The sequence below is a fragment of the Microcystis aeruginosa NIES-843 genome, assembly GCF_000010625.1.
GTDB lineage: Bacteria > Cyanobacteriota > Cyanobacteriia > Cyanobacteriales > Microcystaceae > Microcystis > Microcystis aeruginosa.
The window spans coordinates 2129784-2151537 of the sequence record NC_010296.1 but is presented as its reverse complement, the minus strand read 5'-3'; the positions used below and the strand labels follow the sequence as shown (position 1 = coordinate 2151537).

The 21754-nt window shown below is 40.6% G+C and carries 22 protein-coding genes; 15 read left to right on the top strand and 7 right to left on the bottom strand.

What is annotated here, in order from left to right; genetic code table 11:
• The first annotated feature begins 80 nt into the window (after window positions 1-80).
• Together MAE_RS10395 and MAE_RS10390 are read left to right on the top strand one after the other, a co-directional pair.
• Entirely contained in the window at window positions 81-1454 is a 1374-nt protein-coding gene (locus MAE_RS10395; RefSeq protein WP_012265535.1) for an AAA family ATPase, read from the top strand.
• Window positions 1455-1471: 17 nt separating this feature from the next.
• Window positions 1472-2116, top strand: coding sequence for a hypothetical protein (locus MAE_RS10390; protein WP_012265534.1), 645 nt, complete (start codon window positions 1472-1474; stop codon window positions 2114-2116).
• A gap of 803 nt (window positions 2117-2919) precedes the next feature.
• Here MAE_RS10390 and MAE_RS10385 read toward each other — a convergent pair.
• The gene (locus tag MAE_RS10385; RefSeq protein WP_012265532.1) at window positions 2920-3306 is read right to left on the bottom strand and encodes a type II toxin-antitoxin system VapC family toxin; all 387 of its coding nucleotides are present in this window, start codon (window positions 3304-3306) and stop codon (window positions 2920-2922) included.
• A gap of 5 nt (window positions 3307-3311) precedes the next feature.
• A complete protein-coding gene (locus MAE_RS10380) occupies window positions 3312-3536 on the bottom strand; it encodes a DUF2281 domain-containing protein (protein WP_002796731.1) in 225 nt (74 codons plus the stop codon).
• Between the two features lie 624 nt (window positions 3537-4160).
• Between MAE_RS10380 and MAE_RS10375 the strand changes: the two genes are divergently transcribed.
• The 12 genes from MAE_RS10375 (at window position 4161) to MAE_RS10320 (ending at window position 14656) form a co-directional block, all read left to right on the top strand.
• A complete protein-coding gene (locus tag MAE_RS10375; RefSeq protein ID WP_012265530.1) occupies window positions 4161-5627 on the top strand; it encodes a cation:proton antiporter in 1467 nt (488 codons plus the stop codon).
• A gap of 143 nt (window positions 5628-5770) precedes the next feature.
• The gene (locus MAE_RS10370) at window positions 5771-6118 is read left to right on the top strand and encodes an NADH-quinone oxidoreductase subunit K (protein ID WP_002796737.1); all 348 of its coding nucleotides are present in this window, start codon (window positions 5771-5773) and stop codon (window positions 6116-6118) included.
• Window positions 6115-7581, top strand: a complete 1467-nt coding sequence (locus MAE_RS10365; RefSeq protein WP_012265529.1) for a cation:proton antiporter — start codon at window positions 6115-6117, stop codon at window positions 7579-7581. The genes MAE_RS10370 and MAE_RS10365 overlap by 4 nt, the downstream gene beginning before the upstream one ends.
• A 143-nt stretch (window positions 7582-7724) precedes the next feature.
• Window positions 7725-8072, top strand: coding sequence for an NADH-quinone oxidoreductase subunit K (locus tag MAE_RS10360; protein ID WP_002796737.1), 348 nt, complete (start codon window positions 7725-7727; stop codon window positions 8070-8072).
• A complete protein-coding gene (locus tag MAE_RS10355) occupies window positions 8069-9502 on the top strand; it encodes a cation:proton antiporter (protein WP_012265528.1) in 1434 nt (477 codons plus the stop codon). The genes MAE_RS10360 and MAE_RS10355 overlap by 4 nt, the downstream gene beginning before the upstream one ends.
• Window positions 9499-9882, top strand: coding sequence for a Na+/H+ antiporter subunit E (locus MAE_RS10350; protein WP_002771871.1), 384 nt, complete (start codon window positions 9499-9501; stop codon window positions 9880-9882). Before MAE_RS10355 ends, MAE_RS10350 begins: the two co-directional genes overlap by 4 nt.
• Window positions 9879-10130 (top strand): hypothetical protein, encoded by a 252-nt coding sequence (locus MAE_RS10345; RefSeq protein ID WP_002739224.1) that lies wholly within the window; start codon window positions 9879-9881, stop codon window positions 10128-10130. Before MAE_RS10350 ends, MAE_RS10345 begins: the two co-directional genes overlap by 4 nt.
• Entirely contained in the window at window positions 10127-10396 is a 270-nt protein-coding gene (locus MAE_RS10340) for a monovalent cation/H(+) antiporter subunit G (RefSeq protein WP_002752066.1), read from the top strand. Before MAE_RS10345 ends, MAE_RS10340 begins: the two co-directional genes overlap by 4 nt.
• An 8-nt stretch (window positions 10397-10404) precedes the next feature.
• A complete protein-coding gene (locus MAE_RS10335) occupies window positions 10405-10947 on the top strand; it encodes a DUF4040 domain-containing protein (RefSeq protein WP_012265527.1) in 543 nt (180 codons plus the stop codon).
• Window positions 10947-11609, top strand: a complete 663-nt coding sequence (locus MAE_RS10330) for a Na(+)/H(+) antiporter subunit B (protein WP_012265526.1) — start codon at window positions 10947-10949, stop codon at window positions 11607-11609. Before MAE_RS10335 ends, MAE_RS10330 begins: the two co-directional genes overlap by 1 nt.
• 271 nt (window positions 11610-11880) lie before the next feature.
• Entirely contained in the window at window positions 11881-13977 is a 2097-nt protein-coding gene (locus MAE_RS10325) for a DEAD/DEAH box helicase (RefSeq protein WP_012265525.1), read from the top strand.
• Between the two features lie 7 nt (window positions 13978-13984).
• A complete protein-coding gene (locus MAE_RS10320) occupies window positions 13985-14656 on the top strand; it encodes a DUF2290 domain-containing protein (protein WP_002796746.1) in 672 nt (223 codons plus the stop codon).
• Window positions 14657-14843: 187 nt separating this feature from the next.
• Here MAE_RS10320 and MAE_RS10315 read toward each other — a convergent pair whose 3' ends face one another.
• Complete coding sequence (locus MAE_RS10315) at window positions 14844-17015, bottom strand: EF-hand domain-containing protein (protein WP_012265524.1); 2172 nt, start codon at window positions 17013-17015, stop codon at window positions 14844-14846.
• Between the two features lie 294 nt (window positions 17016-17309).
• Here MAE_RS10315 and lepB point away from each other — a divergent pair, with 294 nt between their 5' ends.
• On the top strand, window positions 17310-17912 hold the full coding sequence (lepB, locus tag MAE_RS10310) for a signal peptidase I (RefSeq protein ID WP_012265522.1): 603 nt from the start codon (window positions 17310-17312) through the stop codon (window positions 17910-17912).
• 260 nt (window positions 17913-18172) lie between these two features.
• On the opposite strand, the gene MAE_RS10305 is transcribed toward lepB, so the two are convergent.
• The 4 genes from MAE_RS10305 to MAE_RS10290 form a co-directional block, all read right to left on the bottom strand.
• Entirely contained in the window at window positions 18173-19030 is an 858-nt protein-coding gene (locus tag MAE_RS10305; RefSeq protein ID WP_041804672.1) for a hypothetical protein, read from the bottom strand.
• Window positions 19011-19685, bottom strand: a complete 675-nt coding sequence (locus MAE_RS10300) for a helix-turn-helix domain-containing protein (protein WP_041804010.1) — start codon at window positions 19683-19685, stop codon at window positions 19011-19013. Before MAE_RS10300 ends, MAE_RS10305 begins: the two co-directional genes overlap by 20 nt.
• On the bottom strand, window positions 19682-20497 hold the full coding sequence (locus MAE_RS10295) for a TIGR04255 family protein (RefSeq protein ID WP_012265519.1): 816 nt from the start codon (window positions 20495-20497) through the stop codon (window positions 19682-19684). The genes MAE_RS10300 and MAE_RS10295 overlap by 4 nt, the downstream gene beginning before the upstream one ends.
• 274 nt (window positions 20498-20771) lie before the next feature.
• Window positions 20772-21743, bottom strand: a complete 972-nt coding sequence (locus tag MAE_RS10290) for a ribose-phosphate pyrophosphokinase (protein WP_012265517.1) — start codon at window positions 21741-21743, stop codon at window positions 20772-20774.
• Window positions 21744-21754 lie beyond the last annotated feature (11 nt).

Genomic DNA, 21754 nt, shown 5'->3' with positions numbered 1-21754 from the left:
TTTTCCCTATCTTCTAACTGTTTTACGGTTTTATACCTAGTCTATCAGCAGTCAGCATATCCCTCGCCACTCTCACCGATATGGAAATTCAACGGGTCATCTTAAATAACATCGGGCTATTTGAAAAGCTGGAAATTTCCTTGGCGCCTACAGAGCAAAACCCAAGCAACATTACCGTTTTTGTTGGTAATAACGGGGCTGGTAAAACTGCTATACTAAAAGCATTAGCAACTTCTCTTAGTTGGTTTACTGCTCGTTTACTTACAGAAAAAGGGAGTGGTAACCCTATTTCTGAAGATGCCATATTTAATACTGCTAATGCTGGCAGCATTGAAATCGAAGTCTGGGATTCCTCCAAATCATTAAACAATCCTGATCAAAGCGATATTGACCATTATTTCAGATGGATTCTTGCAAAAAATAGAAAAGGACGTAAAGCCCAATATAATAGCAACCTTAATGACTGTACGCGCTTGGCCAATCGTTATCGTGATGCCCTCACCCATGATGACAAAACTAGCCTACCCCTAATTGCGTTTTATCCTGTCGAGCGTGTCGTACTCGATATTCCACTAAAAATTAGGACTAAGCATACCTTTTTGCAATTGGACGGTTATGATAACTCCTTAAGTCAGGGCGTTGACTTTCGCCGCTTTTTTGAATGGTTCCGAGAACGGGAAGATACCGAAAATGAATCAGGAGTTCCAGAAGACGTTCTCAACCAACTAAGACCAATAATGGCTGAAACCAATCAAGACGTATGGCAATGGTTAAACGAACGCAATGCCTCCGCTAAAGATCGGCAATTAACAGCAGTTCGCACCGCCATTGGCCGATTTATGCCCCATCTGGATAACCTTAGAGTCCGTCGTAAACCTCGTCTCTACATGGCAGTGGACAAAAATGGTGAAACCCTCAACGTCGCCCAACTTTCACAAGGCGAAAAATCCCTAATGGCTCTTGTTGGTGATATTGCCCGCCGTCTAGCCATGCTGAACCCTGCCTTAGAAAATCCTTTAGCAGGTGATGGTATCGTTTTGATTGATGAAGTCGATTTGCATTTACATCCCTCTTGGCAACGTCGCCTCTGCGAGCGCCTGACCGAAACTTTCCCAAATTGTCAGTTTGTGCTGACAACCCATTCACCTCTAGTGATCAGTGATTGTAAAAATGTTTTGATCTACACTTTAGCTAATGGCGAATTGCGACAGTTACCATCTCAATATGGGCAAGATGCTAATACTGTCTTATTAGATGTCATGAATACCAGCATTCGTAATGAGAAAATTGATACTGAATTGAACGATCTGCTAGATGCCATACAAGATTCAAAGCTAACCGAGGCTCAACAATTGCTGGCAGAATTAAGTGAGGAACTACCTGCCAATCATCTCGAATTGGTCAAAGCAAAACTACTGCTCCGTAAACAAGAATTGCGTCATGGGAACCATTAGTAAAGGGGCTGAACCTTATGCGAACCATTAGTAAAGGGGCTGAACCTTGTTGTTTAAAAGCTTGGAAAAGGAAGAACCCTCATGGGGCATACGATGATTTAGATAAAACAGAAGAAGGGAAAGTCGTTCGGGCAAAGATTCGAGACTATGCTCTTAATGAGCAGTTTTATCTTTGTGCCTATTGCTGCCAGCGAATCGAAAAAATTAATGCTTGCCATAATGAGCATATAGAAGCTCAAAAGCTAAATCCTAAACGTACGCTCGACTTTTCAAATATTGTTGCTAGTTGTAATACCCCTAATCAATGCGGTGATGCACATAAATCTCAACACCTACCCCTAACTCCCCTGATGACAGAATGTGAAACAGAACTGCGATTCAAAATTAGTGGACGGGTAGAAGGATTGAGCGATCGGGCAGCTGTCACGATTCGAGTTTTAAATTTGGGTGACCATGAAAAAAATAACCGTGCTTTGATCGAAACACGGAAGCAGTTGTCTAATGTTTTATTATGGGAAAATGGCATAAATCCAGATGACGGCTTAGAGGATGATGAAATATTAAATATATTAATCGATGACCTATCACAACCTCAGCAAGATCAAATGGAACCTTTCACTCCAGTAGTAATTAATATCTTGAGAAGTTGGCTCCAAGCTTAAGAGCAACCCTCTTGATAAATATGCTCTAAATTAAAACCTAAAACAGACAAATAACAACTGAAATGCAACGGACGGTTAAAAGAAGTAAGGCTCACCAGAATTCAAAAAAGCAATTTTAATAAAAAAAGCTGGCTCTTCTCGACTTTGTGTGATAATTTTTGCTTATGGAGTCGTGAAATGCTTATCGGGCAAGACTTTTAGGGCTATTTTGCGGATATTCTATCAGTATAGACCTCGTTTCCACACAGAAACCAGAAGAGCCAAAAGCTTTTTGCTTTGTTAGATTCCAGACTATTTAAGGGTTTAGGCTGATTTAAACTACTAATTTGCTATAACCAGTTTAGGAGAGCCAGAAAAGTTCAGGGATGGGATTAAAAGAGTGATTGTAATTCTGGACTCTACTCAAAGAAAAATATCCCAGTCGTCGGGTTATTATTGCCAGCAAAAATATCAAAGATTTCCAAAACATTACTGATTGCTCCCTCTGGCAAGATATACATTATTAAAGCGAAACCGCTTGCTTTTATTTTTTTCAATAATAATTATAGATCCAAAACAATCTATTTGCCACCCGAAAAATTCTTGATCAATAGGACTCGATCGAGGATAATTAGAGAAAGTATCTTTGCTGGTGAAATTGAGCTTTACTTTGTCTAGGAAAAACCTGCCTTAGACAAAGTAAAGATCAGAAAATCCTACACCATGGATACTCTAACGGTCGTGCGGTGCGCCAAACCCAACGGTTAAGGTGTTACCCATTGGATCATAATAAACGTTTACTTCTGCCATTTTTGTCTGATTAATTATAAGGTTGTAATGATTGGGTAGGAGCGAATTTTTTGGTCAACTGTAATAATGATTAAATCATTTTGGATTGCTTGACAAATTAGCAGTCTATCAAAGGGATCACGATGCAAGGGAGGTAATTTCATTAAATAGGCGATGCTTTCTTCATCAATCGTTAAACTCGCTATTTGATGGCGATCGCGTTGTTTGGGCAGATAAACTTCTGGTGATTCTGGCAAGGGAAGTTTACCTAATTGATATTTAATAATGGCTTCCCAGATGGAGGCTACACTTAAATATACGCTATTTTTAGCGTCTTTAATGGCATCACAAAAATCTTGTGAAAGTTGAGGATCTCCATTAAGAAACCAGAGAAAGATATGAGTATCGAGTAAAAGTCGCATGATTTTTATAAAGGGTTTTCAAAGTCCTGTAGGATTTCATCGGGTAAGGGATCGTCAAAGTCAGCAGGAACGGTAAATTCTCCTTGACAGAGGGCGTAGGGTCTAGGCGTTTTTGGCTCTTTTTGTTGATTCCTTCTGGCTTGGGTAAATAATAAAAAGTCAAGCAGTTCTTCAACAATTTCTTCGGAGATTTGAGATATTTCTTGGATCAGTCTTTCTCTAGTTGTCATTAGGTTTGCTCCTTTTAAGGTTGAATATTTAAGATTTGACGTTGTTGATTATTACGGCGATCGAGTTCTTGCTTAAGGGTTTCTTTTGTTATCGTTGGCATTCAATTTTTCTTGGCGGTCTAATTGCGGGAAATAGCTCTTATAACAGTATAGCTATTGGTTTGGCGGTTTTGGTCATTTACATAGGGTTTTCTGAATAATGGTAAAACCCTTTTAAAATAAGGCTTTTGACCTGTTAAAATCCGATGTTAGTGCCAGACAATCGGATTGGGACTCTCAAAAACCTTTTGAAAAATCTGGGAACGAGACGCATTCATTCCTTTAAGTGTGTCAATCTATTCTAGGGCTACAGAATTGGCTCCTTTATAAGCTTGGTTAAAGGCTACAAACACAGTTGAAAAAACTGCGATTGCCACCTTCATACCAAACAAGCGAAACCGCTTGCTTTTATTTTTTTCAATAATAATTATAGATCCAAAACAATCTATTTGCCACCCGAAAAATTCTTGATCAATAGGACTCGATCGAGGATAATTAGAAAAAGTATCTTTGCTGGTGAAATTGAGCAGATTAGTCTAGGAAAACCCTGCCCTAGACAAAGTAAAGATCAGAAAATCCTACACCATGAATACTCTAACGATCGCTTGGATAGTCGTTCCCTTTTTGAGCGGCTTTATTGGCTATTTACTGTCTCGCTGGGCTAAATATCTGTCCTTAATTACTTCTGTTATCTCTCTCGCCTATTCTCTCCTTCTATTTAGCCAATCCTCCCCCATAACCCTCAACCTACTGGATAATTATGGCGTGAAACTGGTAGCCGATCAGTTAAGTGCCTATTTTATCCTCACTAATGCCCTGGTGACGATGGCAGTTATTTTTTATAACTGGGAAAGTAGCAAAACCGCCTTTTTTTACGCCCAAGCTATCATTCTCCACGGCAGCATTAATTCTGTCTTCGTCTGTGAAGATTTTATTAGCGTTTACGTTGCCTTAGAAGTAATTAGTATTGCCGCTTTTCTGGTGATTGCCTATCCTCGCAGCGATCGCTCTCTCTGGGTTGCCCTGCGTTATCTGTTTATCAGCAATGTGGCGATGTTATTTTACCTTATTGGCGCAGTTTTAGTCTATAAAGCCAATAATTCCTTTGCTTTTGCTGGTTTAAAGGACGCACCTCCCGAAGCCTTGGCTTTAATCTTCATGGGATTATTAGTCAAAGGGGGAATCTTTGTCTCGGGATTATGGCTACCGATGACACACTCGGAATCGGAAACCTCTGTCTCGGCGCTGATGTCAGGGGTGGTGGTAAAAGCGGGCATTTTTCCCCTCCTGCGCTGTGCTTTAATCCTAGAGGATTTGGATGGACTAATTCGGCTTTTCGGGGTGCTAACGGCGATTTTTGGTGTACCCTATATGATTTTTGAAAAGGATAGCAAGCGGATGTTAGCCTTTAGCACGATCGTGCAGCTGGGTTTTATTTTAGCCGCCCCGGTAGTCAGTGGTTTTTATACCCTTACCCACGGTTTAGTTAAATCTTCCCTATTTCTATTAGCGGGAGTTTTACCCAGTCGCAATTTTAAAGAATTACAGCAACAATCGATCCCTAATTCCCTCTGGATTGCTATTGTTATCGCCAGTTTTTCCATCTCTGGATTCCCCTTATTATCTGGTTTTGGGGCGAAAGCGTTAACGATGAAAAATTTATTACCTTGGCAAGAGGTAGCCATCAATTTAGCAGCCGTAGGTACAGCGATCGCCACTGCCAAATTTATCTTTTTACCCCACGCAAAAGTTACCACTGGGAGAAAGTTAACCTTGAGTGGTTGGTTAGGAATAATACTATTGTTAACTGCCTTATTTGTAGCCAATGCTGTCTATTTCGATGCCTACAATCTGGGAAATATCAGCAAAGCTTTAGGGATTATTGCTATCGGTTGGGGGTTGTATCTAGGGATATTTAAAAAGCTGTCCTTACAATTATCAACAGCTTGGGAACAATTTGATAATCTCGTCGGTATGATGGCTGTTATATTAATGCTGTTGTTCCTTTCAATTCTAGCCCAATTAGCTCCCTCATTCCTAGCTTTTAGCTAATAGTAACTATAGATCTTCACCAATTCACCGATGATTCAAGGAAGAAGCGGCAAAGCCTGAGAATTTTTTGATCAATTGGGACTCGATCGAGGATAATTAGAAAAAGTATTTTGACTCATAACCAAATCTAATCAAGAAGCCCAGTGACGATTCCCCTGCTAGAGTTGTTTGTATTCGCCACCGTTTTGTGCGGATTTTTAGGAACATTCCTGAAAAAAAACTTAATCATGAAGATTATCGCCATGGATGTCATGAGTACGGGCGTTATCGCCTACTATGTGGTGATTTCTTCCCGTGACGGTTTATTTACTCCCATCCTCGGTACAGTTAAACAGCAAAATTACGCCGATCCTGTACCCCAAGCAGTGATTTTAACAGCGATCGTCATCGGTTTTTCCATTCAGGCGTTAATGCTGGTGGGAGTGATGAAATTAGCCAAAGATAACCCCACCCTCGACAGCAGCGAGATAGAAAAAAATAACACACCATGAATACTTTAACGATCGCTTGGATAAGTTTACCCTTTTTGATCGGCTTTATCATCTATTTATTGCCGCGATTAGACAAATATCTTGCTCTCGCCGCCACTATTATCTCTCTCGCCTATTCTCTCCTTCTATTTAGCCAATCCGCCCCCATAACCCTCAACCTACTGGATAATTATGGCGTGAAACTGGTAGCCGATCAGTTAAGTGCCTATTTTATCCTCACCAATGCCCTGGTGACCATGGCGGTGATCTTTTATAATTGGGAAAGTAGCAAAACCGCCTTTTTTTACGCCCAAGCTATCATTCTCCACGGCAGCATTAATTCTGTCTTCGTCTGTGAAGATTTTATTAGCGTTTACGTTGCCTTAGAAGTAATTAGTATTGCCGCTTTTCTGGTGATTGCCTATCCTCGCAGCGATCGCTCTCTCTGGGTTGCCCTGCGTTATCTGTTTATCAGCAATGTGGCGATGTTATTTTACCTTATTGGCGCAGTTTTAGTCTATAAAGCCAATAATTCCTTTGCTTTTGCTGGTTTAAAGGACGCACCTCCCGAAGCCTTGGCTTTAATCTTCATGGGATTATTAGTCAAAGGGGGAATCTTTGTCTCGGGATTATGGCTACCGATGACACACTCGGAATCGGAAACCTCTGTCTCGGCGCTGATGTCAGGGGTGGTGGTAAAAGCGGGCATTTTTCCCCTCCTGCGCTGTGCTTTAATCCTAGAGGATTTGGATGGACTAATTCGGCTTTTCGGGGTGCTAACGGCGATTTTTGGTGTACCCTATATGATTTTTGAAAAGGATAGCAAGCGGATGTTAGCCTTTAGCACGATCGTGCAGCTGGGTTTTATTTTAGCCGCCCCGGTAGTCAGTGGTTTTTATACCCTTACCCACGGTTTAGTTAAATCTTCCCTATTTCTATTAGCGGGAGTTTTACCCAGTCGCAATTTTAAAGAATTACAGCAACAATCGATCCCTAATTCCCTCTGGATTGCTATTGTTATCGCCAGTTTTTCCATCTCTGGATTCCCCTTATTATCTGGTTTTGGGGCGAAAGCGTTAACGATGAAAAATTTATTACCTTGGCAAGAGGTAGCCATCAATTTAGCAGCCGTAGGTACAGCGATCGCCACTGCCAAATTTATCTTTTTACCCCACGCAAAAGTTACCACTGGGAGAAAGTTAACCTTGAGTGGTTGGTTAGGAATAATACTATTGTTAACTGCCTTATTTGTAGCCAATGCTGTCTATTTCGATGCCTACAATCTGGGAAATATCAGCAAAGCTTTAGGGATTATTGCTATCGGTTGGGGGTTGTATCTAGGGATATTTAAAAAGCTGTCCTTACAATTATCAACAGCTTGGGAACAATTTGATAATCTCGTCGGTATGATGGCTGTTATATTAATGCTGTTGTTCCTTTCAATTCTAGCCCAATTAGCTCCCTCATTCCTAGCTTTTAGCTAATAGTAACTATAGATCTTCACCAATTCACCGATGATTCAAGGAAGAAGCGGCAAAGCCTGAGAATTTTTTGATCAATTGGGACTCGATCGAGGATAATTAGAAAAAGTATTTTGACTCATAACCAAATCTAATCAAGAAGCCCAGTGACGATTCCCCTGCTAGAGTTGTTTGTATTCGCCACCGTTTTGTGCGGATTTTTAGGAACATTCCTGAAAAAAAACTTAATCATGAAGATTATCGCCATGGATGTCATGAGTACGGGCGTTATCGCCTACTATGTGGTGATTTCTTCCCGTGACGGTTTATTTACTCCCATCCTCGGTACAGTTAAACAGCAAAATTACGCCGATCCTGTACCCCAAGCAGTGATTTTAACAGCGATCGTCATCGGTTTTTCCATTCAGGCGTTAATGCTGGTGGGAGTGATGAAATTAGCCAAAGATAACCCCACCCTCGACAGCAGCGAGATAGAAAAAAATAACACACCATGAATACTTTAACGATCGCTTGGATAAGTTTACCCTTTTTGATCGGCTTTATCATCTATTTATTGCCGCGATTAGACAAATATCTTGCTCTCGCCGCCATATTATCCTCTGGCCATTCCTTCCTTCTATTAGGCCAATCCGCCCCCATAACCCTCAACCTACTGGATAATTATGGCGTGAAACTGGTAGCCGATCAGTTAAGTGCCTATTTTATCCTCACCAATGCCCTGGTGACCATGGCGGTGATCTTTTATAATTGGGAAAGTAGCAAAACCGCCTTTTTTTACGCCCAAGCTATCATTCTCCACGGCAGCATTAATTCTGTCTTCGTCTGTGAAGATTTTATTAGCGTTTACGTTGCCTTAGAAGTAATTAGTATTGCCGCTTTTCTGGTGATTGCCTATCCTCGCAGCGATCGCTCTCTCTGGGTTGCCCTGCGTTATCTGTTTATCAGCAATGTGGCGATGTTATTTTACCTTATTGGCGCAGTTTTAGTCTATAAAGCCAATAATTCCTTTGCTTTTGCTGGTTTAAAGGACGCACCTCCCGAAGCCTTGGCTTTAATCTTCATGGGATTATTAGTCAAAGGGGGAATCTTTGTCTCGGGATTATGGCTACCGATGACACACTCGGAATCGGAAACCTCTGTCTCGGCGCTGATGTCAGGGGTGGTGGTAAAAGCGGGCATTTTTCCCCTCCTGCGCTGTGCTTTAATCCTAGAGGATTTGGATGGACTAATTCGGCTTTTCGGGGTGCTAACGGCGATTTTTGGTGTACCCTATATGATTTTTGAAAAGGATAGCAAGCGGATGTTAGCCTTTAGCACGATCGTGCAGCTGGGTTTTATTTTGGCTGCCCCACCGGTGAGCGGTTTTTATACCCTTACCCACGGATTAGTTAAATCTTCCCTATTTCTGTTAGTGGGAGTTTTACCCAGTCGCAATTTTAAAGAATTACAGCAACAATCGCTCCCTAATTCCCTCTGGATTGCTATTGTTATCGCCAGTTTTTCCATCTCTGGATTCCCCTTATTATCCGGTTTTGGGGCGAAAGCGTTAACGATGAAAAATTTATTACCTTGGCAAGAGATTATGATCAATCTTGTGGCGGTGGGGACGGCGATTTCCTTTGCTAAATTTATCTTTTTACCCCACGCAGGTGGCGAAAGCAAACAGAAGCTAACTATCGGTTTCTGGACAGCAATAATTCTGCTCCTTGCCGCCCTATTTTTATCCAATGCCGTCTATGTTGAAGCTTATAATCTACCCAATATTATCAAAGCTTTAGCTGTCATCGGTGCCGGGTGGTGGTTATATCTGGGAGTTTTCAAAAAGTTATCCATAAAATTATCGCGAGCCTGGGAACAATTTGATAATCTCGTCGGTATGATGAGTATAATGTTAGTTCTATTATTTTGGATGGTATTCGCATGATCGGACATATAATTCTGCGTTTAACTATGTGGTTTTTGCTCACCGCTAATTTCACCCCTGCTAATATTATGATCGGGGTTGCTATTGCTTTTCTTTTGCCCCGTAATTTCGCCTCTAGCGAAACTTTAGGCGATTGGTTAAAGGTAATAATTAAAGTCTTTATGGCTATTCCCCAAGCTTATAAGGAAGCGTTTGAAATCATCTTTCGTCCCCACAAGGAAGAAGAAATTATTTTCGAGAGAATTTCGGGTAAACGTTCACCCAGATTAGCTTTTTGGGATATATTTCTCATTACCTTTACCCCGAAAACTATCGTCACCGAATACAAGGAAAATGAGGGTTATGAAGTTCATGTAATTAAACGGAGTTCCCAGGGATGAATATTGTTCTCATTGCCATGATTGTCGCCCTATTAATTCCCCTTTATGAAGTGGCAAAAAATGATGACATCTGGCAAAAAATGGCCGCCTTTGCCAGTGCTTCCAGTAAATCATCGATTATTATTCTAGTGGTGTCAGTTCTGCGGGATGATTGGATGATTGGAGTGGTAGCAGTGATTATTCTCAGTGTCGGTAATGCTGGTTTTATGTTATTAGCACAAATTCTTAAACGATTGAACGAATCATGATTGACATTTTCAGTTATATCTGCATCGCTATCGGAGTTTTTTTCTGGTTTTGGGGAACGGCGCATCTTTTAGACAAGCGCTCGGTATTATATAAATTACACGGTCTATCTGTCGCTGATACTTTGGGTTCCATGGCGATTATTTTCGGGCTACTTTTGAAAGTTCCCCAAAATTGGCCTTTATTATTATTGGCAATAATTTCCCTAGCAATTTGGAACACCATGTTAGGCTACGTTTTAGCTTATACTTCTAGCGATCGAGAGTAAAATTAAAGATGAATGAAAGTTATCTCTATGTTATTGTTGCCCTCTTGCCTTTAACTGCGGCGATGGTGATGTTACAATCTAATCCCTACCAAGCTCTAGTAATTCGCGGGGTTTTAGGGGCAATAGCAGCCTTAGTCTATGCTTTATTAGGGGCAGCAGATGTATCTTTAACCGAAGCTTTGATGGGAACCATGTTAGCCGTAACTCTCTACGCGGTGGCGATTCGTTCCTCTTTAGTGATGCGTTTAGGAGTAATTGCCGAGGAAACCGATACGGTTTTAGAACAGTTAAAAACTCAACTACAAACGGTTTTAAGTAAACGTTTTATGCGTTTAGAATTAGTTGCCTACAGTGACAGGCAAGCTTTGCAACAGGCACTTATGGATAAGGATATTCATGCCGTCTGTATCCGTCAAGACAATCCAGAAACCATCCCCTACGAAACCACAATTAGATTACCCTATCTCTACGATATTTTTAAAAATGAATTAACGGCAGCCAACACGATTTTAACCTGTATTGAAACCCCAAAATTAGAGGAGAAACACTAATGAAATGGATTTACACTCTAGCCGCCATTGCCTTCGCTGTCAAAATGGTAATTATTCCCAATACTGCTTCCTCTGTATCATCCTTAGAAATTGTTAAATCCCTGGTGGACGACGGCGGTGTTCCTAATGCGGTTTCGGTGGTTATTTTTCGTAATCGTCTCTACGACACCATCTATGAAGTGGTTGTTTTTACCATTGCCATTATGGGGGCGAATTTTCTTCTAGCCACCGAAAAACCCGCCAGTAAAATCCATCAATTTACCGACCAACCTTCAATTATTTTAGCCCGTTTGGGGTCAACAATTGCCGCTTTAGTGGGCATTGAATTAGCTATCCGCGGCCATTTAAGTCCGGGGGGAGGTTTTGCCGCCGGAGTCGCCGGAGGTACGGCAATTGGTTTAATAGCAATTATCTCGTCTCCCGAATGGATGCAAGCAATTTATCGCCGTTGGCAAGCGGCAACATGGGAGAAAATTTCCGTCTTAGTTTTTATTGTTTTAGCCGCCATTACTCTCTCAGGATTTGAGTTACCCCACGGGGAATTAGGGGCGCTATTTAGTGGTGGTATTTTACCGATACTAAATATTTTAGTCGCCGTTAAAGTAGCTTTAGGTTCCTGGGCAGTAATCCTCGTTTTTATCCGCTATCGCGGTTTATTGTGAGAGGTTAATATCTATATCTATAGAACGTAGGTTGGGTTGAAGCATGAAACCCAACGCCCACTCATGTTACGCTACCGCTAACCCATCCTACAAATAATTGTGCCTCCCTACTTAATAGCTATAATTTATAGCTTTAGGTCAAAACTGGGGATTAACCGATGAGCATAACATGACTTGATGGTTGAAAAAATGCTATAGTAATTTTGTTGCCCTCCTCAAGAATCAATAGGCATCTAATGATTCTGCTAAAAGAACTCCCGAGGTAAAAATTATGGTTAACGTTATTCGCGGTTCTTCAGCTAAACCTGTATCTTCTCAAAGATTAGCTAAATATTTTGAGGAAAGAACAGATATAGAGGGAACATTGTATATCGGCTATCCTATTATTGGAACTCCCCAAGGAGGATATCAAATTGATGCTCTATTAGTCTCTCGTCAGCAAGGGGTTATTATTTTTAATATTGATGAGGGAAAAAATTATGATTTGGATATTGAAGGCACTCAAGACGAGAGCATAACCAAGTTAGAAGCAAAACTGCTGTCTTATAAAGAGCTTGTTCAAAAAAGAAAGCTAATGGTTAGCATTTCTGTAGCCACCTATGCACCGATTTGGAATAATTATCCAGAAGCAATTAACCGAGAGGAATATCCTGTTCTTATTAAAGATGAAGATCTTGATAATTTTATCAAGAAATGTCAAGGCAATGATTCTGAATATTTCGAGAAAGTCAACTCAGTTATACAAGCTGTTACAACCATTAGAAAAAAAGACGCTCGCAGTTATGTTGTTAAACGAGATTCTAGGGGAGCAAAGTTAAAAAAATTAGAAGATTCTATCGCTAATCTTGATGAAACTCAAAATAAGGCTGTTTTAGAAACCACTAAAGGTGTACAAAGAATTAGAGGTTTAGCAGGTTCGGGAAAAACAATTGTCTTAGCGCTGAAAGTAGCTTATCTTCATGCAACTCATCCCGATTGGAATATTGCTGTTACCTTCTATACACGCTCGTTAAAGGATCAATACAAAGATTTAATTACTCGGTTTAGTTATGAGCATAAAAATTCCGAACCAGACTGGGAAAAAGTAAAAATTATTCATGCGTGGGGAAGTCCTAAGATAGAAGGAATTTATTATGAGCTATGTAAACGACATAATATTGAATATTTAGGTTTTAGTCAAGCAGACAACCTAACATATTCGCATGAAGAACCTTTTGACTTTGCCTGTCAAAAAGCCTTCCGAGAGATTAAAAAATTTCATCAATATTATGATCTTATTTTAATTGATGAAGCTCAAGATTTTCCTCAAGACTTCTTAAGACTCTGCTATGAAATCTTGAAAGATGATAAACGTTTAGTTTATGCCTATGATGAGTTGCAAAGCTTAAATAGTAAAGTCATGCATTCTCCCGAAGTTATTTTTGGAAATGATAATCATGGTAATCCTAGAGTTAAATTGGAGAATTTACCCAGCGAACCCCAACAAGATGTGGTTTTAAATACTTGTTACAGAAATTCTCGTCCTATTCTGTCCTCTGCTCATGCTCTAGGTTTTGGAGTTTATTATCCACAGGGACTAATTCAAATGTTTGATAATCGTCAATTATGGCAAGATATTGGTTATGAGGTTGAAGAAGGAGAATTAAAATCAGGAGAATTTGTTAAACTGATTAGAACCCCCAAAACCAGTCCTAAATTCCTTGAAGAACATTCTTCTATCGATGATATTATCAACTTTAAATCTTTCGATAACAATCAGGAGCAATTTGAATGGCTAGTGGAACAAATTGCCAAGAATCTCAAGGAAGATGAATTAAGATGCCAAGATATTATGGTTATCCATCCAATACCTAAAAATGCTCGCAACGTTTTTGGAAAAGCTAGAGAAATGTTATTTACAAAAAATATTAATTCTCATTTAGCAGGCAGCACATCTTCTCCCGATGAGTTTTTTCAAGAAAACTCGATTGCTTTTACACAGATTTATCGTGCAAAAGGCAATGAAGCGGCAATGGTTTATTTCATTAACGCTCAAGAATGTTTATCTGGTTCACAAATTGCTAGTAACCGCAATATTTTATTTACAGCGATGACTAGAAGTAAAGCTTGGTTAAGAGTTATTGGTTATGGAGCAAATATGCAAGCTTTAGAGAGGGAATTTCAGGAAATTAAATCGAGAAATTTTGCTCTTGAGTTTACCTATCCAACCCCCGAAGAACTTCAACAAATGAAGAAGGTTTATCGAGATACTCTTAATACCAAGAGATATAAAAATGACAGGGAAAAGCAAGAATTAATTGCCAAGTTAAAAAGTATAGAATTTTCATCAGATGAAAAAAACGAAATTATCAAAATATTCCAAGAATAGTTAAGAAATGCTTAATGTTCAGAATATCTTTAAAGATGTTAAAAATTTAACGGCTAAATTGATAGAAGTAGGATTATCAAGTCAGCAGAACTTTCCGACTTTGAATAAATTGAGTCAAAATATTTCTGAGATTAGCTATGCCAATAGTTCCGACTTATCCATTGCCCTAAAAAATGTTGCCTATCAAGATATTTATGATGAGCTTGATCGCGGTAAGAATTATAATATTAAAATGATTGATGGAGCCTTGATTCAATTACTTTATCGCTTCCAAGGATCGCAGTTATTATCCCATAGACTAGCTTTCTTCTCATCCCCTTATTTAGAATCTTTTCAAAATGAGCCAGAACTATATGAAGAAGATGAGATATTTGCCGATATTATCGACAAAAATATTGTAGCTGTACCGATTAGATTTGATTACGATCCTGATAATTTTCAAGAGATTCATCACCCCAGATGTCATCTCACCCTAGGACAATTCAAAAACTGCCGAATTCCAGTGTCCTCCCCTTTAACACCCAGCATATTTATTGCTTTTATCCTTCGTAACTTTTACAATACAGCCTATCATCTATATTCCGAGCAGATCAATTTTAACAATCAGCGATTTCCAGAAACCATAACTGAAATAGAAACGAATATACTACATTTTGCTATTAAATCTCCCTCTCTATAGTCCCTATTGGATTTACCCTCATACAGTTCAGCGAAACCTCGAAATTTTTTCTCAAAAAAGCTTGACAAAATCCCTCAACTTGCCTTATACTTTCTAGTATAATGGGAATCCGTGCCTGCCTGCGAACAGCTATTTTTTCAAGGAATAAGGAGTCAGGGAAAATAAAGACTCCTTAACTGAAGACAGTTTATTTGTGGAATTGGTGCAGTAGGTTGCGAAACTCCGGAAAACTAATCTGATTATCGCGACCGGTATCGGCCTGTTGTAACATAGCTTCGATTTCCTTGTCTGTCACCCCCGGTTCGATCGCCTGAAGACAAGCTTTTAACTCCTCAAGGCTAATTTGTCCCGAACCATCACTATCGAATAGCTGGAATCTTTCCAATAAAATTCTTTCCTGTTGATCACGATCGCTGTCACTACTAAAAGATAGACGATCAAAGACCTGAAAAGCGCGGGCGATATTTTGCCATAATTGACGGGACAGAGGACGATGGAGAATCGTTTCCTCCTCCTGACCGGTAACTCCGTACTCCCGACGCAAAGACTCGACAGTTTCCGTTTCCGAGGCCGGCAATTCCGTCAATAAATGCTTGATCGCCTCCCTGGAACTCTTACCGGTTAACACTTGCAGCAATTCTGACCCCACCCGGCGATCGGGGTCTTTTTTCCAAGTCACCAACAAACTTTCCAACAAAGCATCGCGGTAACTCTGCAAACGCAACCAATCCTCGCGACTATACTGCTTGTCCGGATCGAGAAGTTCGGCCGATTCCACACCCAACTCCGTTAGAATTGCCTGATGTTCGGCCTCGGTAATCGTCAACTCTAAGCGCATTTGTTCTAGGATTTCGAGGCTGTGGCCGAAGTCAGTATATCCCTCCTCCAAAGCCTCTTTTAACAAGGCTTTATAGGCTTTTAAACACTTCTGGTGTGTGAAATCCGGCAGTATCTTGGCTAACACATACACCTCATCCGCGTCCAAAGCTTCCAGCGATCGCCGATCAAGATATTTAGCCGTATCGAGACCCAGTTTACCCAACTGTTTACGCAATCTTCCCGCTAGTCCTTCTCGTTGGTAACGGCCCGGATCCCTTGTCCAGGTGCGATATAACCATAAACTACTCAAAACAGCCGGTAAAATATCAGCGAAATAATACCAAAATTTTGGCAAAAGATTAATAAAAGGACGACCAGCGAAAATAAAGAAGAAATTGAAAATCAGAAAAGTTCCGACAGTAAAGACGCGGTGACGGATAATTTCTGTAGTTAAAGGCGACTTTTTGCGAATTCTATCGACTTTGTAGGCATTTTCAACTTTTTTACCGAGAAAGTAACCCAAAAAAGTGCAGATTGCCAAAGTTAAGGGAACAGCTACCAGCTTCGGAATCGCAATTGCCTGACCAGCAAGATAAAAACCCGGTTTAAAGAGGGATTCTAGTTGATTTTCTTCGTGCGCCCAAGCTCCAGAGAAATAATAGTCCCAATTGCCAGCATAGAGATAATAATAGATAGCATAGCCAAAAACTAAGCCAAAATAACCGTAATAAAGCCATTGGCGATCTCTGTTGGTTATCCCATCCCAATAGGATCTTTCCGCATCGATATCGATACAGGGACTCTGACAGGCAACACAGGCACTTTGTTCGCTACCATCTTCCCGGACAATACGACACATAGATTGAGTAATCCCACCGCGACTGTCTTCGTGAGCGGTACTATTTAGTAAACCCCTCGGTTCACCGTAAATCCTTTCCACTGGACTCATGGGACAGAAATAGTTACACCAAGATTTGCCCCCATACCAATAACCCACAAAGATCGCCACTAGAATAGTAAAGATTAAAAAGCTGCCTAAGACTAAGCGATCGGAATTATCAAAGAGAATCCGTCCGCATAAACCCAAAAATAACAGACTTAATTGTAGATAGAGATAATTCCGAGCTAAAAAAGAGTTTTTCGGCACTTTATAGATTTCATAGCGGACTTTCCCCGATTTATCGGTGTATTTTTTCTGACGCTGTTTACCCAAAGCGCGCGGTATTTGAGAAAGAAAGGATAAAGGACAGATACGCCGCCAGAGTTCGTGACCGAATACTAATAAGATAAAAATGCTACTAGGAACCACTATTCCCCAAAAAATCGGCGCAGCTAACTGATAGGAGGATTGGGGTAAGCAAACTCCCTGGACTTTAATGCACACATCGGGAGCAACTCTCAGGGGACTAGAGAGATTATTAGTATCGGTTAATTGTGCCGAAATCGGGTCAAAAAACAGAGAAAATATCAGAATTAACCAAGCGATGGTAACAACCCATCGCAGATAGTGCATTGATCGTTCGGGAATTTGTGCAAACATAGGTCTAAGTAGTGACGGAGAAGAGACTTTTAAGGGAGATTAGGGCTTCAATCCTCGAATTATCAAGCTTTTACTTTAATAGCGGCGAAAAACTTGCCTTTTTGAGAGACTGCATTGCCTTTTTCTACCCCCGAGGAAATTCCCCTTCAGGCAGCAGGGTGCGGCGTTGACAAATTAACAGTGATCCAGTATATGTGGGAAAATTGTCTTAAAATATTATCTACGCTGCTACTATCACTAGACTAGAACATTAAAGAGCGTATTGGCTTAATCCTTCTCAAAAGTTTAAATTCTATGGCTGAAAGCTTGAACCATAAATCCGAAAAACCCTCTCCTCCTCCCGTCCCCCAAGAAAACCCTTGGCTAGAAGCAGTTAAAACCATTGTCACGGCTGGAATTTTGGCTTTTGGCATCCGCACTTTTGTGGCCGAGGCCCGTTATATTCCCTCTTCTTCCATGGAACCCACTCTCCAGATTAACGATCGCCTAATTATCGAGAAAGTTAGCTATCATTTTCAGAAGCCAGAACGGGGTGATATAGTGGTTTTTAGTCCGACAGCCGCCCTGAAAGCTCAAAATTTTCAGGATGCTTTTATTAAACGGGTGATTGGACTGCCGGGGGATAAGGTGGAAGTCAAAAACGGTCTAGTTCACGTCAACGGTAAAGTTTTAGCGGAAAAGTATATCGCCGAAGAACCTAATTATACTTTCGGACCGGTGACAGTTCCCCCCGATCAATATTTGGTTTTGGGCGATAATCGCAATAATAGTTATGATTCCCACGCTTGGGGCTTCGTTCCCCGGGAAAACTTAATCGGTCGCGCCGTGGTGCGTTTTTGGCCCTTCGATCGTCTGGGAGGACTTGACAACCCCGACGCTGCCATAAATCAGAATTAATGTCAAGAAAATTTAGTCATTCTCAATAAATTCTAGACATTCTTGACCGGTGAAAGCCTCCACTGGTCTAATATTGGTCTTCTCAATCCCGATCGAAATGACTAGAGATTTTTCAGTATTATGAGGTACAGTAACTAATATCAGTTATCAGTTTTTTAGCCATCAGCTTGTTTCTCCCTCTTCCCTAAAACTGGAGACTTTGTATCTCACCAGTATCAGAATTGCGACAATATTTGGAAAACTTTTGTAATTATAGTTTTCTATAAATCTAAATTTTCAATATTGCTTTGGGCCATAGACAAATGCTCAAGATCCAGTTGATCACTCTCAACATAATCTTTTGCGGTCATATCTTCTAAGCTTACTACTAAACCATCAGACTGAAAACGTCCAGAGTTAGGTAATAAATTTAACCACTTGTCTAGCCATTTGTCCCATCCAATGTCATTATAGTCCTCTTGTTCTTCTTCACGAATAAAATAAAACATAAGTTCAGGATTTTCATCATTCCACGAAGGTCTTGCACTAACTCTAATTTCCCGCAAAGCTCGTAAGGCTTCCCCTTCATCACTTTGTTTAGTATGCTTATCTTGCATCCGGTTTTGAAGTTTACTGACAAATTGAACAAAATCATCTGGAAAAGCAAAACGAATTCTTTTTCTTGCTATCGCTTGTCTTAAGAGTCTTTTTTCTTGATCAGTTACACAACCCTGTTGACGATTCCATTGTAAGATCAATGCTTTTTCGACTGTCATTACCCTATCGAGATCAGCTACTAAGTTTAGTTTGGCAACTCCTTCAATGTAAACGTATTGAGGTCGTCTGCCTTTTTTTATCTCACTAATTTTTTCAGCTTCAATTTCTACCAGAGGAACAACTTCTAGAAAAGGACGTTCACAACAAGAACGGACAATATCGCAAGTTTGTGTAACAACAACTAGACCTTTTACTTCCGATTCTACAAGATCATTTTCTTCAGCATCTTGCTTTGTAGAATCAGGTGTAAGAGGAAATTGAGGATTAAATCGATGAACAAACCACTGTTCTCCTAAAACAAAATCCCCTTGACACCATGTTTGTAACTCATTGTTAATGAGATCAATCTGTTTGCTTTCCACTGCGATTTTGACCACTCCTCAATGTTTTAGCAGGTCTAGAACGTCCAACATCATGATGAATAGAATCTTGTAAAGCATCAATTAATATCTCCGGTGGTAAAGGCCTACGAAGCTCACTCTCCTCCTCAGACAAAGGTCTTAATTGCGGTCTTTTGGGTGGATTACCACGCCCAAGATTCTCTCTTACTTTATCATATTCTCCTGATATTAATTGGTCTAAAGGCAGTTCCCCATCAGCATTAGGATTCAATAATAACTTACGGTTAAGACTTGCACTTCCTCGATCAATATATCTAATCACTCCCAGTAATCTATTTAATTTCTCCTCATTGTCACTAGCTAGAGGCTGTCCACTTGCCCAAAAATGAATGCTTCGACGTGAAACATTAAATAGTTTGGCAACTTGCTCCCAGGTCAGTCCACTGGTTTTTCTGAGTTCATTAATCGCTTTTTGACTATCTTGAAAAAGATGAGGATTGTGCTTCGGAACAACTATTTCGCTATTAGTTCTTTCTGAAATCGCTAGTAACTTTTGAGCGGCAAGATTATCATAGCCAATGGTACTGGATTCCGCAATACCAGGAATCATTCTAAATCGTTTTTGAGGATTGATTGAGCCAAAAGTATTTGAACGTTCAATCACTAAGTTACTCATTGTTCACCTCCAAAGCGTCTTAGAAATTCTTCGGTTACTGACCATCTAAAAAAAGTATAAATTCTTTCAGAAAATCGTTTTGCATCCTCTAAAATTTTTTCAACGTCAAATTCTTGATTCTCTGAAATAGACATATCTAAATCAAGAAACCAACTCGGTTGATCAATCGGTTCAAGGACATTTGGATCAAAAGTAGCGTTACTGGGAATCAATCCCCATCTTGCTACAAGTGTCCCTTGGGTATTAGGTAACTGAAACAGAGATTCATTATAACTTTGAAGAATATGTTCTTGAAATGTTGACGCGGTGATATTTATCAGTTCTGATCTGACTAAATTAGAAATATTCCCTACATCAATACCCTCAATACGATCAACATATCTAATACCGATTCGCTCAACAAGGTTGGGTTGAATATGTTCATTAACCGCAGTTAAAACTTCTCTCATTCGCTCTAAAAAGTCCTGACGACTGACATACTTTGATGTGTCTAAGGCTACAAAATTAGACGCTAATGAGACTCGCCAATGATTATTGGCATCTGTAAATTGCCAGATAACCTCAGCTTGAGATCTGACGGCATCTTTTTCTTGATTATCAAAAGTTAATTGATAAGTTCGTTCCTGCCGTAACTTAGGATACTTTGTTCTAATAGCTTCCTGAAATGGAGTCACAAATTTCCTATCCTCAACGGCCAGAATTTGTGGGAACCGTACTTGTCCAAGCACACACACTAGAGGTGCATTAGTTAAGTGAACCTCTGGAGGAGTTGGATCGATCAGTGGATTGTTAATATCGACCACTTTGGACATTTTAGGCTATTTATCTCCTATATTAAGCGTTTTTAGCTAATAGAACACAATAACTATCGGAAGAACTGTTCTGCATCTCCATTGTACGGCAAGACTGTGAAATAACCAGTGAAGTTTAAGAATTGCTATATTTAATTTTCCGATCGATTCTCTCTCTACACCTTCCCCCTCTCTCTGCGAGATGGAGTGGTTGATAATGCCATTAACCCACCCCATTTCCACAGAAAAGGGCTAAATATAAAAATTCCCCCTAGTTTTAGGGGGATTCGGCCATCTATTTGAACATATTACTCACGGAATTGTCCTCATGAATGCGCCATATGGCCTCACCCAGAATCGGGGCAACCGGCAAGACTTTCAGTTGCGGGAAAAGATGTTCTTGGGGGACGGGAATCGTGTTAGTAACGATCACCTCCTCGACTATGCCACTGGATAAACGCTCGATCGCAGGACCAGAAAAAACCGGATGGGTGGCACAAGCATAAACCTGTCGCGCCCCCTTGGCTTTCAGTAACTGCGCCCCTTGAGCGATCGTACCGGCCGTATCGATCATATCATCGACTAAAACCGCCGTTTTATCCTTAACATCGCCGATCAAGTTCATCACTTCCGCCACATTATGGGTTTGCCGGCGTTTATCAATAATTGCTAGGGGAGCATCATTGAGTTTTTTGGCAAAAGCCCGCGCCCTGGCCACCCCACCCACATCGGGAGAAACCACGACGATATCGGGTAATTGTTTACTGAGAAGATAGTCCACCACCACTGGGGAACCGTAAACGTGATCGAAGGGAATATCGAAATAACCTTGAATTTGGGCCGAATGCAAATCCATGGCCAACACGCGACTTGCCCCCGCTTCCGTGATCAGATTAGCCACCAGTTTAGCGGCGATCGATTCCCGGCCGGCGGTTTTGCGATCGGCGCGAGCATAACCATAATAGGGAATTACGGCGGTAATTTGTCGGGCAGAAGCACGACGACAGGCATCAATCATGATCAACAATTCCATCAAATGATCGTTGACGGGATTGCAACAGGGTTGAATTAAATAGACATCACAGCCCCGGATCGATTCCTGAATCTGGATGTACAATTCACCATCGGCGAAACGTTTACGAATCATCGGACCCACATCCATGCCCAGATAACGGGCCACCTCTTGGGCAAGAGATACATTAGCGGATCCCGAAAAGAGACGAAGACGATTGCTGTCCGACGCGGCGGGAAACATCGGATGTCGCATCAAAGTAGCAG